17 protein-coding genes are annotated in these 14,558 nt (G+C 35.4%); 4 read left to right on the top strand and 13 right to left on the bottom strand.

The features are described 5' to 3' along the window. Positions 1-429, bottom strand: coding sequence for a CotD family spore coat protein (locus M1D73_RS07770; RefSeq protein WP_000546270.1), 429 nt, complete (start codon positions 427-429; stop codon positions 1-3). A gap of 155 nt (positions 430-584) precedes the next feature. Continuing rightward, complete coding sequence (locus M1D73_RS07765) at positions 585-1,151, bottom strand: YppG family protein (protein ID WP_000487608.1); 567 nt, start codon at positions 1,149-1,151, stop codon at positions 585-587. 177 nt (positions 1,152-1,328) lie between these two features. Between M1D73_RS07765 and M1D73_RS07760 the strand changes: the two genes are divergently transcribed. Further along, complete coding sequence (locus M1D73_RS07760) at positions 1,329-1,520, top strand: YppF family protein (protein ID WP_000242652.1); 192 nt, start codon at positions 1,329-1,331, stop codon at positions 1,518-1,520. Between the two features lie 26 nt (positions 1,521-1,546). On the opposite strand, the gene M1D73_RS07755 is transcribed toward M1D73_RS07760, so the two are convergent. Both M1D73_RS07755 and M1D73_RS07750 read right to left on the bottom strand, forming a co-directional pair. Then, positions 1,547-1,891: a YppE family protein gene (locus M1D73_RS07755; RefSeq protein ID WP_000786939.1), complete on the bottom strand. Its 345-nt coding sequence runs from the start codon at positions 1,889-1,891 to the stop codon at positions 1,547-1,549. 15 nt (positions 1,892-1,906) lie between these two features. Next, positions 1,907-2,149 (bottom strand): hypothetical protein, encoded by a 243-nt coding sequence (locus M1D73_RS07750; RefSeq protein ID WP_001252036.1) that lies wholly within the window; start codon positions 2,147-2,149, stop codon positions 1,907-1,909. Positions 2,150-2,234: 85 nt separating this feature from the next. On the opposite strand from M1D73_RS07750, the gene M1D73_RS07745 reads away from it, so the two are divergent. Beyond that, complete coding sequence (locus M1D73_RS07745; protein WP_001987054.1) at positions 2,235-2,414, top strand: hypothetical protein; 180 nt, start codon at positions 2,235-2,237, stop codon at positions 2,412-2,414. A gap of 151 nt (positions 2,415-2,565) precedes the next feature. Here the strand turns inward: M1D73_RS07745 and M1D73_RS07740 are convergent, their stop codons facing one another. Continuing rightward, positions 2,566-3,591, bottom strand: coding sequence for a DUF2515 domain-containing protein (locus tag M1D73_RS07740; protein WP_000495659.1), 1,026 nt, complete (start codon positions 3,589-3,591; stop codon positions 2,566-2,568). A gap of 103 nt (positions 3,592-3,694) precedes the next feature. Here M1D73_RS07740 and recU point away from each other — a divergent pair, with 103 nt between their 5' ends. Together recU and M1D73_RS07730 are read left to right on the top strand one after the other, a co-directional pair. Next, on the top strand, positions 3,695-4,297 hold the full coding sequence (recU, locus tag M1D73_RS07735) for a Holliday junction resolvase RecU (protein ID WP_000155598.1): 603 nt from the start codon (positions 3,695-3,697) through the stop codon (positions 4,295-4,297). A gap of 66 nt (positions 4,298-4,363) precedes the next feature. Next, a complete protein-coding gene (locus M1D73_RS07730; RefSeq protein WP_001283090.1) occupies positions 4,364-7,057 on the top strand; it encodes a PBP1A family penicillin-binding protein in 2,694 nt (897 codons plus the stop codon). A gap of 27 nt (positions 7,058-7,084) precedes the next feature. On the opposite strand, the gene M1D73_RS07725 is transcribed toward M1D73_RS07730, so the two are convergent. The 8 genes from M1D73_RS07725 to panD all read right to left on the bottom strand — a co-directional run bounded on the left by M1D73_RS07725 (position 7,085) and on the right by panD (position 14,555). Further along, positions 7,085-7,603, bottom strand: a complete 519-nt coding sequence (locus M1D73_RS07725) for a YpoC family protein (RefSeq protein ID WP_000442650.1) — start codon at positions 7,601-7,603, stop codon at positions 7,085-7,087. A 3-nt stretch (positions 7,604-7,606) separates the two neighbouring features. Continuing rightward, on the bottom strand, positions 7,607-8,254 hold the full coding sequence (gene nth / locus M1D73_RS07720) for an endonuclease III (protein WP_000933030.1): 648 nt from the start codon (positions 8,252-8,254) through the stop codon (positions 7,607-7,609). A gap of 15 nt (positions 8,255-8,269) precedes the next feature. Beyond that, positions 8,270-8,977, bottom strand: coding sequence for a DNA replication protein DnaD (dnaD, locus tag M1D73_RS07715; protein WP_121868164.1), 708 nt, complete (start codon positions 8,975-8,977; stop codon positions 8,270-8,272). Positions 8,978-9,097: 120 nt separating this feature from the next. Continuing rightward, entirely contained in the window at positions 9,098-10,285 is a 1,188-nt protein-coding gene (gene aspB, locus M1D73_RS07710) for an aspartate transaminase AspB (RefSeq protein ID WP_000761560.1), read from the bottom strand. Between the two features lie 18 nt (positions 10,286-10,303). Then, a complete protein-coding gene (locus M1D73_RS07705; RefSeq protein WP_000758739.1) occupies positions 10,304-10,807 on the bottom strand; it encodes a cell wall elongation regulator TseB-like domain-containing protein in 504 nt (167 codons plus the stop codon). 7 nt (positions 10,808-10,814) lie between these two features. After that, a complete protein-coding gene (locus M1D73_RS07700) occupies positions 10,815-10,985 on the bottom strand; it encodes a YpmA family protein (RefSeq protein ID WP_000412179.1) in 171 nt (56 codons plus the stop codon). Between the two features lie 250 nt (positions 10,986-11,235). After that, positions 11,236-14,040 (bottom strand): ATP-dependent DNA helicase DinG, encoded by a 2,805-nt coding sequence (gene dinG / locus M1D73_RS07695; protein ID WP_098212748.1) that lies wholly within the window; start codon positions 14,038-14,040, stop codon positions 11,236-11,238. A 131-nt stretch (positions 14,041-14,171) separates the two neighbouring features. Continuing rightward, entirely contained in the window at positions 14,172-14,555 is a 384-nt protein-coding gene (panD, locus tag M1D73_RS07690; RefSeq protein WP_000490184.1) for an aspartate 1-decarboxylase, read from the bottom strand. Between the last annotated feature and the right edge of the window lie 3 nt (positions 14,556-14,558).

Below are 14,558 nucleotides of genomic sequence, written 5' to 3'. Positions count from 1 at the left end.
TTACTTTTTAAATATTCCACCAACGTTTGGTCCGATATTTGGACCTACTGGTGATACATTGTTTGGTAAAAACGGTGATACATTTGGTCCTGGTCCAAACGGTGATACATTCGGTCCTGGCCCAAATGGAGATATTTGATGACCGTGGTGATGATGATGATGACCATGGCCACACGGTCCACATCCGCCACCGAATCCTGGGTCGATTGGGTCCACAACATTTACATTTGAATTTGTTTGCGGGAAGAAGTTTTGGTTTTTAATTTGTTGATGATGTACATGTGTTGTATGTGTTGGGAAAATGTGTGGCACCACCGTTGTTGAAAAAGAGTGTGTTACGCATTGTTTCGTCGGATGAATGACAGGAGCAGTCGTACAAATAGGTCCTGTAGGCTTATGCCCTCCAAAGCAAGGATGACAATGATGCATAGTTTTTTCTCTCCTCTCTCGTTAAAAAAATCTGATTACACTTTACAGTATGAGAAAAGAGAGAAAGCCGTTTGTTATATATACCCATTTATTACAAGGAAATTTGTCTAGTCCTTTATTTCATTTACATTGTTTTTATAGACAATTCTTCAACATCACTTACCAAAAAAGCCTCCAACTTGCTTTACAATACCTGTCACTTGATTCATCGCATTCATCATTTGTCCAGCTGTATTCATCATTTTATTTACATCATAGTTACCATCTGATGTTTTAAATTGAGAAACAAAACTAGAAAACTGACTTGGCTGTTGTTGCTTTTGCTTACCCTGCGTCGGGTACGGTTGTTTTGGTGGATAAAACATCGCTTGTTGATTAGCATACGGAGATGGTGGTGGCATATAATATTGCGAATTCATATAAGGCTGCTGCTGTGGTTGATTCATGTATGGTTGCTGAGCTTGTGATTGTTGAGCTTGATTCACATAAGGTTGCTGCTGCTGTTGTGGTTGTTGAGCTTGATTCACATAAGGTTGCTGCTGTTGTGGTTGTTGAGCTTGATTCATAAAGGACACTTCAAACGGTTGATAATAATTTTGATTTCCATAATAAGGCTCGAAAGGATACATATTATACCGTAAATATGTATCCGTATTATATTGGTACATATTTTGCTGTGCATATGGATTCGTTTGCTGATATAAGTTAGGTTGTTGAAACATGCATTCTCTCCTCCTTCACATAAGTTTCTACATATATAATATGTACCTATAAAATAATATGTGTGATGGAGTATCTGTCTATTTTTGTCGGAAGTTTAAATTTTTAAAAAATTAAAAAAGAAAACCCTTCCATGCTATGATAATGAAGAAGAAGATTCTCATGGGGGAGGAATCAACATGGTATTAGGGGATTTAAAACAAGCGTTTTCTCAAAAAAAGGGGTATTGCACAGAGAATGCAAATGAATTATTAGACTTTGCGAGACATTGGTATCTCGAAGGAAAAATATGCATATCAGATTATCGAACATTAATAAAAGAATTAGAAATAAACGGCGCAACAAAACCTACAACAATGACAGAAGCATAAAAATAACAAGAGGGCTCTCCCTCTTGTTATTTACATTGCTCAACTATATTTTGCAAAGTATACGAAATGGCTTGGTGTGTTTCAAAGAATCGTTTACCTTTACCTTTATTTACAAAGCATTGCAACACATTCGTTTGTAAATTATCATATACTTGATCAATTTGCTGTACATGTATATATTTTGGCTTTTCTTCTTTAATCCACTTATAAGCTAATTCTTTCCACTTCTTTAATTCCTCATCTACCATATCTACAAACGGTTTCATATCCTTATAAAAGTCGTATTCGGTTAGTTCTCTCTTTTTTACATTCGCTTCATTATTATACTGCATGAGTTTTTCTGAAGACTGTATTAATGCTTCATTCTTCATTTCTTTCCCACCTTATTATGCACTCACTACGACGTTTTGAAATGTCTTTACCCAATTCCCTTTCTCTTCGTGATGCACTAATTTATTTTCCATATGTTCAATATGCATTTCTGTTATTTCTATCTTATTGCATATTTTTTCACTCGCATCCTTTAATGCATGATTCATTCTAATCCCTATATTCATTTCCAGCAAATCGAGAGAACTTAACATTTGATCCATTTTTTTCATTACATCTTCCTTCTGAACCATCGCCATATACAAAACGCCTCCTTCTTTGCTTTTCCTTTGTCATGTAATTTCGCCGAATGATTCACCACTCCTGCCCACATGACAAAACTAGTTGTTATTCGTCAAAGAAATCATTTCGTATGTCATTTATAGAAATGGTAACAATACAAAAAGGAGGTGTATTACAATGGCAAAGAACAAAAATGAAAAAAAGAAAAACCAAAACAAACAACAAAATAAACCCGAGACTGGCAATCCAAAGCTAGATGGTCCAAACTTCCCTGCTACATAAAGCGAGACTTTATTACGAACAGTTAAATTTCAAGTCACCCTTAATCTCCTACTAGCATTACGTTTTGAGATTAAAGTTGTAGCACACATAGCAGGATTGTTTCAAATTAAGAAGTCCCGTCTTCAAAATGGAAGACGGGACTTCTTTTTTATTATATCATGAACTCATCCATCCTTTTAGCAAAACGATTTGCCATAGATAGCCTATAGATTTGTTCTCTCTTTCTTCTATACCATTCTGTTATATTAACTTCCCCTTTAGGTTCTTCAGGTACAAATAGCACATTCATTTTCATATTTGCACAAAACCAATCTCTCATTTTTATTTCTTCATGTAAAATAACAGGATAAATATCTCTAAGTGTTGGCGTATAAGACTTTCGAGTTTCCTTTGCGTAAACTTCATAATCTTCTCTAGACCCAGTATGTGTAGTTTGCAATGCAAACTTATAAAACGAACCATTATAAATTGGATGAAACAATAACCATGCTAATTTTTTTCCTAGTTCTATACGCTGTTGTAACGTTTCAAATTGATAAACCGAAAATCCATACATTCTCCCTTCAATTGTTGGGAAGATAACTGCACTAATATGAAGTCTTTCTTGTACTTTAAAAAGTGCAGTATGGAATACATGTTTTTTAAAATATGTGTTCTCAATGACTGGTTTTTGAATTTTATTTTGTTCATTTATAATAAGCGCTGTCATAAGCCTATTCATATCTCTTCTTTCCCAGAAAAGTAACCATTCTTTTTCCATAAAAATTGATACGTTGAAATATTGCAACAAATGAAAGAGAGGTGCACGTCTCTTCTTACTTTCCTCATACAATAATAGCTGAGGAAATGCATCTAAAAAAATAATCCAATTAGCCTGTTCGTACAGAATAAATAAATGTTTTTTTACCGTTCTAGGTAAAACAGTAGCATAATATCTCCCTTCTAAATCAGTCATATTCCAGCCCGCATTTCTCGAAACCATACTCGCTAAAAAGGCCCACCTGATTTCACTATTTCTTAAATAATATTCTTGATAAGATTGTGTCCGAGAAATATTGTCCACATTAGCTATTTCTGTTTTCTTTTTAATATTGTGAATGATTGCTTTTTCTTCCTCTGTACAAAAATTTTTTTCTCGATTTTGTTTCATTTTCATATAATCATTCCATGTAAACATAAATAAGTCATCATACCTTTCATCAAAAAGGTCACATCTTTTTTCATTTTTTGATATAATCACCTTTGTAAGTAATTCTTAGCAAGTTGGGGGTGGACACACTATGACCATTCGTTACCCAAATGGAAAAAGGTATAATCAAGCTTCACAACCTCAAAAAACACCTATAAAAACACATACTTATAGTAATAGAGGTATGTCCCTTGAAGAGGAATTGAATGAAACAAATCAATATTACTTAACCCATAATATTGCATGTGTACATAAAAAGCCTACACCTCTTCAAATTGTAAAAGTAGATTACCCCGCTCGAAGTGCTGCAGTGGTAAAAGAAGCGTATTTTAAACAACCTTCTACAACAGATTACAACGGTGTATACAAAGGGAAATACATCGATTTTGAAGCAAAGGAAACAAAAAATAAAACTAGTTTCCCACTTCAAAACTTCCACCTTCATCAAATTGAACATATGAAGCAAGTGGTTGCTCATAATGGAATTGCATTTGTTATTATTAAATTTACACTTTTTGATGAATTTTATTTACTAGATGCAAAACATATTATTGCATTTTGGAATCGTCAAAATACTGGTGGACGCAAGTCGATTACGAAAGAAGAAATAGAAGAGCATGGATCCTTATTATCATGCGGTTATCACCCTCGGATTGACTATATCCGTGTACTAGACATGGTTTATTTTTCGTGATAGAGTCATCACTAAGGCTCTTTTTTCGACTTTTGGGGGAGAGAATGAAAGGTAGGAGAAAGTATAATGTCAGATAATTATCGTTCTCGTACAGAACGAAATCATGTGAAAAATCAAGAGAAAAAAACACATAAAGAAGAAAAACCAAAGAAAAAAGGCTCCTTTTTCAAGAAATTTCTTATAGGTTGTCTACTTCTTGGTATCGTTGGACTTGTAGCCGGCGTTTCCGCTTTCTTTGTTATGGTAAAGGATGCTCCAAAATTAGACAAAGCCAAACTTGTTAATCCTTTATCAACAAAGTTTCTTGATAAAAACGGGAATTTCTTCTATGAATACGGTGCTGAAAAACGAACACACGTTACTTATGATCAAATTCCAAAAGTAGTTGAAAATGCATTCCTTGCAACTGAGGATTCGCGTTTCTATGATCATAATGGAATTGATTTTAAACGAACTACAAAAGCAGTTATGGAAAATGTCACTGGTGGTTTCGGTTCCCAAGGTGGTAGTACGATTACACAGCAAGTCGTTAAAAACTACTTTCTAACGATGGACAAAACTGCTAAAAGAAAAGTACAAGAATGGTACTTATCTTACAAATTAGAGCAACAATACTCTAAACATGAGATTTTAGAAATGTACTTAAATAAGATTAATTTAGGTAACCGTTCATACGGTATTGCGACAGCAGCGCAAAAATATTATGGTAAAGATTTAAAAGACTTGCAATTACATGAAGCTGCTATGCTCGCTGGTTTACCCCAAGGTCCAAACATTTATGATCCAACAAAAAAGGAAAATGTTGAACGAGCAACAAATCGTCGTAATGTCGTATTATCATTAATGAATCGACATGGTTATATAACAAAAGAAGAAATGAATAACGCCGTTAAGATCCCAGTAACTGAGGGCCTTCAACCGTCTTCAGAAGTAACTGAGATGAAGTATCAAGCATTTTTAGATGCGGTTGTAAAAGAAGTTGAAAAAGAATATCCTGATGTAAATATCGGTTCAGATGGTTTAACGATTCATACAACACTTGATCAAGATGCTCAAGATTACGCTGAAAAAATTATGGATGGTAATCTTATTAAGTATCCAAACGATCAATTCCAAGGATCATTCGTATTTATGGATACACAATCTGGAGAAGTTCGAGCAATTGGTGCTGGACGTAAAGAAAATAAGTCCACTTTCAAAGGTCATAATATGGCAACTGATTTAAAACGCCAAGTTGGTTCAACAATGAAACCAATTTTCGACTACGGTCCAGCGATTGAGAATCTTCAATGGTCTACTTACCATCAATTAAATGACTCTGAATATACTTATTCGGATGGCACAAAGATTAAAAATGCTACAGGGAGTTTTAAAGGTGACGTTTCACTTCGTGAAGCATTGAAGAAGTCATTAAACATCCCGGCTTTAAAGACAGCTCAAACAGTTGGACTTAATAAATCAAAAGAGTTTGCTGAAGGTTTAGGCATGACATTTGAAAATGGAGTACATGAATCTACTGCAATTGGTAGTAACGATAGTTCTCCATTAGCAGTAGCAGGTGCATATGCAACCTTCGGTAATAGTGGTAACTATAATAAACCACACTTCGTAAAAGAAGTAACCTTCCCGGACGGGAAAAAGAAAAGCTTTAAACCGAAAGAACAACGCGCTATGCAAGACTATACAGCTTACATGGTAACTGACGTTCTTCGTGACGTAGTAAAACCTGGTTCTGGTGGTACAGGACCAACAGCATATGTTTCAGGTGTTGACGTAGCGGGTAAAACTGGAACGCAAAACTTTGATGCAAAAGATTTAAAGAAATACGGCATTCCAGCTGATGCAAACAGGGATAGCTGGTTCGCTGGATATACACCACAATATACGATGGCTGTATGGACTGGTTACGTAAAGAATGGTCCAGAAAACTACATTAGTGATCGTTATACTAAAATTGCACAGCAAATGTTCCAAGTAATGATGAGCAAATTCGCTACAGATAAATCTCGCTTTGAACGTCCTTCTTCTGTACAAGAAATAAACGGAGAATTATACGTAAAAGGTGCGAAAAAAGATGCAATTAAACAAATTAAAGTAGATGCCCCTAGTGGTCTGAATGTCACTTTTGATGGCGCTAGCACAGTTACACTAAACTGGTCTGGACCAGCAGAAGTCGATGCATATGCAGCCAGCTATAAAGCAACTGATGGTTCAAGTGGTAGCCTATCAATAAGTGGTACGACAGCTACTCTTGGTGGTATTAAACCAGGTGTTACTTACAGCTTCTCTGTAGTAGCGAAAAAAGGCACTGGAACAAGCCCAGCAGTTGGTGCATCCTTCACTGCGCCTGGCGGAACTCCAGATGCGAAAAAAGCTGAAGAAGAGGCTAAGAAAAAGGCCGATGAAGAAGCTAAGAAAAAAGCTGATGAAGAAGCCCAGAAAAAGGCTAATGAAGATAAAGTAAAACAAGACGAAGCTAAGAAAAAGGCTGAAGAAGAGGCTAAGAAACAACAAGAACAACAGCAAGAACAACAACGTAAACAGCAAGAAGAAGCTCAAAAGAAAGCTGATGAGGAAGCTAGAAGAAAAGCTGAAGAAGAAGCTAAGAAAAAAGCTGATGAAGAAGCTAAGAAGAAAGCTGAAGAAGAGGCCAAGAAAAAAGCTGAAGAAGAGGCTAAGAAACAACAAGAACAGCAACACCAAAATACCGGAGGAGATACACCTCACGCAGACGGTGCTGTTGTTACAACAGAGTCCTAATATACAAAAAAAAGAAGTCCGTTTCTCTTAACGAGAAGCGGACTTCTTTTTTGTTATCATTTTCTTTACATACAGCTTTTCTATTTCGATATACAACTGCGCTAATTGAATATAAGAATGATAATTACTCGGTTTCTTTATAATGAATGAATATCTTTCCATAAAATTAACAGGTTGCACTTTTAATTTATTCGTATTTATTTGCATTTCATTCAAACTATGAACAGGTTGTTCATTTAGCCAATAGACAACCGATAACAAGTGAGCTGCAAAAAGAATCATTGGTCCCTCAGCCTCTTGCTTATTTCTATTTCGAAACAGTATAGCAATGTCTTCATGCTTATTTTTCCATACATTCAACATCGCTGGAATGCTGTTTTCAATTTCCTTCCACGGCTCATACTGTCTTTCAATATCAAATATAAAGTAAGTATTTTGTATTATCTCTTCAAAAGAATTGTCTGTATGATACTTAATTAAATTTACACTTTCTTTAAAAAATGGTAAACAGTGAAATTCTTTCGGTATTTCTATAACTCGCTCCATCCTTTATTTCACCTTCATTCGCTTCTTTCCTTCACGACATACTTCTAACAGTCTGCACTCCTCACATTGCGGTCGTTGTGCTTTACAGTGATAACGTCCAAAGAAAATCATACGATGATGTGTAACTCCCCACTCATCCATCGGTACTTTCTTCATTAATGTTTTTTCTACTTCTAACACCGAATCTTTCCATCTACAAATCGCTAACCGTTTACTCACTCTTTCTACATGCGTATCAACAGCAATTGCCGGGATGCCATACGCTACCGAAACAACTACATTTGCTGTTTTTCTCCCTACTCCTGGTAATTTCGTCAACTCGTCACGGTCTTCTGGAACTTTTCCATTGTAATCATCCAGCAACATCTGACACAATTTTTGAATGTTTTTTGCTTTATTTCTATACAACCCAATAGAACGTATATCTTGTTGTAACTCTTCCAAAGATACACTTAAATAATCTTCTGGTGTTTTATATTTTTGAAATAAATTTTTCGTCACTTTATTTACAAGTGCATCTGTACATTGTGCAGATAGTGCCACCGCGATTACTAATTCAAAAGGATTCTCATGAATTAATTCACAATGTGCTTCTGGATACATATCCGCCATTGTGTCTAAACAATAGCGAATTTGCGTTTTATTTAACATATACTTCCTCCTATATTACTGCTCCAACCAATTATAAAAAGGCACTTTTCCAGTAAATTTCGTCTCTTGTTTTGTCATTTGTTGTGCTCTTTGTTGATTCGCTCTAAATTTTTGACCTTGATTTTGAGCCTGATCTACCGTTTTAATTCCATTCTTTTTCCACTCAAATAAAATACGATCAATATATCGGAAATTTAGTTTTCCACTCATTACAGCTTCTCTAAGAGCCGCTTGAATTAAATTTGGATGATGTTGATCTTGGTCCTCCCACATTCCTAACGTTTCACATTCGAACGGCGAAAGTGGTCTTCCAAATTCTTTTTCAAATACTGTATATAAATTTACTTGCAGCTGTTTTTTTTCTTTTTGCTCTTCCTCTATTGATTCATCCATTAAGAAATGTAATATTTTTTCCCATAACGGTTGTAAAGAATAACTTTCGCACATCATCGCTTCTGATCTTTGTCCACCTTCTAGTGATAAAAACCCTTTTTGAATCAATGCTTGAATTACTTCCATACATTTCATTTCCGTTATCGTCATCCGTTCAGAAATCTCTGATGGAGTCGGAAACGAATTACCTGATTCTAAAAATGTGTGTACATGAAGTACGACCATAAATTCCGTCTCATTTAAACCTAATTTTTTATAATGCATCATAAGTAATTTTGGAATTGCAATGCTTCCCTGCTCAAACCACTGTAACATCATTTTCTTTTCCATCACCAAACACCTCGCTCTCTAGTATAACACACCTTTAGCTATTTCTTTTTGCCACAATTCGTCAAAAAAACCTCCCTATTAATGGGGAGGTTTTTTATATTACATGAATGAAATATAAAATTAAGCTTGCACTTTACTTTTCATAAATGTATGGATACGCTCTAATGCTTTCTCTACTTGTTCAAGAGATGTCGCATATGATAAGCGAACATTATTTGGAGCACCAAATCCTGTACCTGGTACAAGAGCCACTTTTTCCTCTTCTAATAGAGCTTTTGCCCAATCATCAACTGTTGCATATCCTGATAAAGCTACAGCTTCTTTTACGTTAGGGAATAAGTAAAATGCACCTTGCGGTTTAATGCAAGTAAAGCCAGGGATTTGAATTAATTTATCATAAATGATGTTTAATCTCTCTTCAAAGGCTTGACGCATTGTTTCCACAGGTTCTTGTGAGCCTGCATATGCCGCAATTGCGCCGTATTGAGCGATTGAAGTAGGGTTTGACGTACTATGACTCGCTAAGTTCGTCATCGCTTTAATAAGCTGCTTATTTCCTGCAGCATATCCAATACGCCATCCTGTCATAGAATGAGATTTAGATACACCATTAATAATAAGTGTTTGTTCTTTTAATGCATTAGAAAGCTGGGCAATTGAAGTATATTCTACGCCACCATAAATTAATTTTTCATAAATTTCATCAGAAACGATTAAAATATCATGTTCTAAACATACTTCTCCAAGCTGTTGTAATTCTTCTTTGCTATAAATCATTCCTGTTGGATTGCTCGGTGAATTAATAATAACTGCTTTCGTTTTCTCTGTAATTGCCTCACGCAGCTGCTTTGCTGTAATTTTGTACTCATTGTCTTCTAAACCTTCTACATAAACCGGCTTACCGCCAGCAAGCTTTACTTGCTCTGGATAGCTTACCCAGTAAGGAGTTGGGATGATAACTTCATCTCCCTCATCAAGTAATACTTGGAATAATGTATACAATGCATGCTTTGCACCATTACATACAATAATTTCAGATGGATCATACGCAATACCTTGATCGCGAGTAAATTTCTTCACAATTTCTTGTTTTAACGATTGTAATCCACCTGTTGGTGTATACTTCGTATGCCCTTCTAACATCGCTTTATGTGCAGCATCCATAATATGCTCTGGTGTATTAAAGTCAGGTTCCCCTGCCCCTAATGCAATTACATCATGACCCTCTGCTTTTAATGCTTGTGCCTTTGCTGTAATTTCTAAAGTTGAAGACGGTGTTAAAGCAGCTACTCGCTTTGCTAATTTCATTTGTAGTTCCCCCTACATCTATTTTTCAATGCTATATCGTCTTAAAAATTTTCCATCTTTAAATTCAAGATAGTAATAACTATAACGATTGTCATCATCAATATATGTAACTTCCCATAGTGGTACATCATTTTCAAAGCCTAATTTCACTTTCATAATCTCTTTCGGCTTACTTTTTGATTCCTTACTTTCATTGCCGACTTGCTCTATTGTTCTTTGTATAGCCTCTTTTTCAGAAATACCTTCGCTCTTTTTCCTTACTACAGTATCCCCTTTTTTCTCAGGCACCCAAACGATAAGTTGTTCTCCCTTTTCATCTGTACCTTGCACGACTATATATGCAGATTTTCCGTTGTAATAATCAACAGATTTCACCTTTGTAAGCTTTGCTTTTTCTTTAGCAATTTCTACAAATTTCGACTCTTTTGGAATTTTCTTTCCCATCGCTTTATTATAAACATACGCCCCATATATTCCGCTAGCAACGATAACAATAATGATTGCAAAGATCCACTTTTTCATTGTATCACTACGTTCTGTAAATCGTAAATACAGCTGTTTCTTTATCTTTTTCGTCTAATGCTAGTCCGAACATGAGGTCCTGCTCTTTTAACGTACGATTTAAACTATCAACAATTTTATACAAATCCGACGAATATTTAATACGCGTCGTTGATAGTACTTCGATTTTCTTCTCCATGAAAAAACTCCTCCGTTACACAAAAATTTCTAATTATAGAAGAACGCAATGCGGTTACAATAAGAGTACATTCTTTACAACCCCTGCTTCATCACCCATCTATTATAGCAGGACATGTACAGCAAAAAAAGGTTTCAAGTCGAAAACCAACACATTTTGTATACAAGAAGTAAGAAAAATAAAATTCCTCCTACCCACATTTTTTACGCCTGAAGTTTATAAGTACTTCAGGCGTATTTTTCTTCCATTTTTATTCATTTGGTGTTTCTTCTAATTGTACTAACAATTCTTCTAATGGCCCTTCATAAAGAGGTACGTTAGGAATCGATTGTAGAAATCGTTTTCCATAGGAAGAACTCGTCAAACGACGATCTAACACTACTACCGTTCCTGTATCTGTATTCGTTCGAATTAAGCGGCCGAATCCTTGTTTGAAACGTAATATTGCTTGTGGAAGCGCTAATTTAGCAAATACATCTTCACCTTGATTTTTTAGCCACTCACCTTTCGCTTCCATCATCGGCTGATGAGGAGGTGTAAATGGTAGACGGACTATAACAAGACAACTTAAGGCATCTCCTGGAATATCTATTCCTTCCCAGAAACTGCTCGTCCCTAATAAAATTGATTTGTCGAATTCTTGAAACTTTCGAATTAAGCGGCTTCGACTTCTATTATTCACACTTTGGGTCAGTAATAAATACCCCTCTAATTCATCATTATTTTTTAAATTCGCATACGCTTCTTTTAACATTTCATACGAAGTGAATAAAACGAGCATTCTGCCTTTTGTGGCTTTCGCTATCTTTGCAATATGTTCCGATACAGATTCAATATATCGCTCATTACTTACTTGCTTAATAAAAGGTACATCCGTTGACACCATTAATTTCATCTGTTCATCATAACGAAATGGCGACGGAACCTTTAAAGTATTTGGAGCGAAGTCATGTAAACCAAGTTCCTCTTTTATATAATCAAACGTATCGTTAACTGTTAGTGTTGCGGATGTAAAAATAACACTCTTTTTTCCTGTTAAAAATTCATCAGCAAATCTTTCACCAATATGAACAGGCTGTGCATATAGAACTGTTGAATGAATCGTCCCTTTCGTTTCAGTCTCCATCCAAGTTACATACGAATTCTTTTCTAATACGAGTAACTGTAATGATTCTGCCATCTTTCTCAGCAACTCAATTAAATGCATAAATTCACCTGTTACAACATGCATCTCCCATTCTAACTTACTTTGCAATATATCCACTTGCTTCTCAAGAGCAGTTACTACCCTTCTTAATTCATATATAAAACGATTTGTTAATTCGACGATACTATCCCACAACTTACCTTTTTCTAGTTCTGCGTTATACCTATAGATGAGCGGCATATTATTCGTTCCTTGCTCTTGCTTTGTTTGTTTAAATATAAAAGTACGTAACATTTGGAAGAGTTCATCCGCATCAAACTTAAGTTCCTTCAAACTATAACTTATCATACGGAAAGTTGAACGAGATGCTTGCTCTGATTTTTTCATCATTTTATATACTTTGGAGAGTACATCTTCTGTTTCTAGTGTCCCAAGACGAGATATAACCAATTGAAAATACATACAAGAGAACTGTTCACCCAATGTTCTACTCGCGGCTTCTTCAATATGGTGAGCTTCATCAAAAATAATATGTTCGCATGAAGCAAACAACGGTTCTTCACTTGAAAAATCTTGAAATAATAACGCATGATTTGTAATAACGATATCTGCAAATAAAGCTTTATTCTTCGCTCGCTGGTAAAAACAACGACTAAACCAATTACTTTGCATACCGCCTGGACTATACGCATCGCTACAAATACGATTCCAAAGTAACTTTCCGCCCTCAGGAATATTTAATTCGTCTCGATCACCTGTTTCAGTTTGCAATAGCCAAACTAAAATCTTCGCCTTTGTAAGTGCCATATCATAATTTTTTTCTTCCTCTTGCAAAGCATACTCAAATTTATGTAAGCATAAATAATGCTTTCTTCCTTTTAGAAGAGCTACCTCAAATGAAAATGGCATTATTTTTTGTAATAACGGAATTTCTTTTTCTAATATTTGTTGTTGGAGTTGTACCGTTTGTGTACTTATAATGACAGGTTCTTCTTTTCTCTTTGCAAAATAAAGACTAGGAAGCAAATAAGCGAGAGTCTTTCCTGTTCCTGTACCGGCTTCAATTAGTGAAAAACGAGAATCTCTTAACGCCGTATATATCTCTTTCATCATCAGTTGTTGACTTTCTCTTCTTTCAAACTTTGGCATATGTGATTCCAATTTATCCATCGTTTTATTCAAGAAAGCATCAAACTTTGATGAACACGTTTCTCCAAGGTTTAAGGAATAGTTCCGCTTTTTCAGCGCAATATTTCGATGTATTTCATACTCCGCTATATCTTCTTTACCGTGCATTACTTTCTTTAAAATATTTTCAGAAAGCACATCAGCTATATCGCTTTGGAACACATCACTTAATTCATAAAGCGATTGCAACGTGACAAGTGGTAACTTTTCAATTTCATTTAAAAATTGTAAAAATAATTCCGCTGTTGCAAGAGCATCACTATCCGCACGATGTGGTTGATCGTGCTCTAGTTCATGCTTTTTAGCTAAATCACGTAATTTATAACTATCGGCTGTCGGCAAAAGAATTTGAGCCAATTCAACCGTGTCGATTTTCGGACAATGTATTTCTGTATATCCAGCTTGCCTTAATTCTTCATTTAAAAAATTCCAATCAAAGTGAACATTATGCGCAACGAAAGCCGCACCTTGTAATAGCTCAACAATCATCGGGGCTACATCTTGAAATAACGGGGCTTGTTTTACAAGACTTTCATCAATCCCTGTTAATTCTGTAATAAATGGTGGGATCTCTCTCTTTGGATTAACAAAAGACGAAAAAATCTCCAATATCTCTCCATCTTCTACTACAACAGCTGCAATTTGGGTAATTTTATCCTTCCCATCTTTCCAGGAGTTCCCTGTCGTCTCTAAATCAACAACGACATAACGCTTACTCATATATGTAACACCTCAATTTCTTACCTTTCAAACAACAATAATTTATATAATGTTACTATACCACGTTTTATCTCATCTTAATGAAAAGATGCACAAAAAAGCTATCTCCGCAATGGAGATAGCCTTTCTACTTATAATATCGTACCCGCTTTTTCAGCACCTAACATTTCAATAATTTGATTATTATCGTCTAGTACTGCAATTTTTGGTTCTTGTGTATGAATCTCTTCTTCCGTAACTAGCCCATAACAAATAATAATTACTTTGTCCCCTGGTTGTACAAGTCTTGCCGCCGCACCGTTTAAACAAACAACACCACTACCGCGTTCCCCTTTAATAACGTATGTCTCTAAGCGAGCACCATTATTATTATTTACAATTTGGACTTTTTCGTTTTCTACAATATTTACTGCATCCATTAAGTCTTCATCAATTGTAATACTACCTACATAATTTAAATTTGCCTCCGTTACAGTTGCACGATGTAACTTTGCTCTCATCATTGTGCGAAACATAGA

It is taken from the genome of Bacillus sp. PK3-067, assembly GCF_056738645.1.
This window is presented reverse-complemented; position numbering and strand designations above follow the sequence as displayed.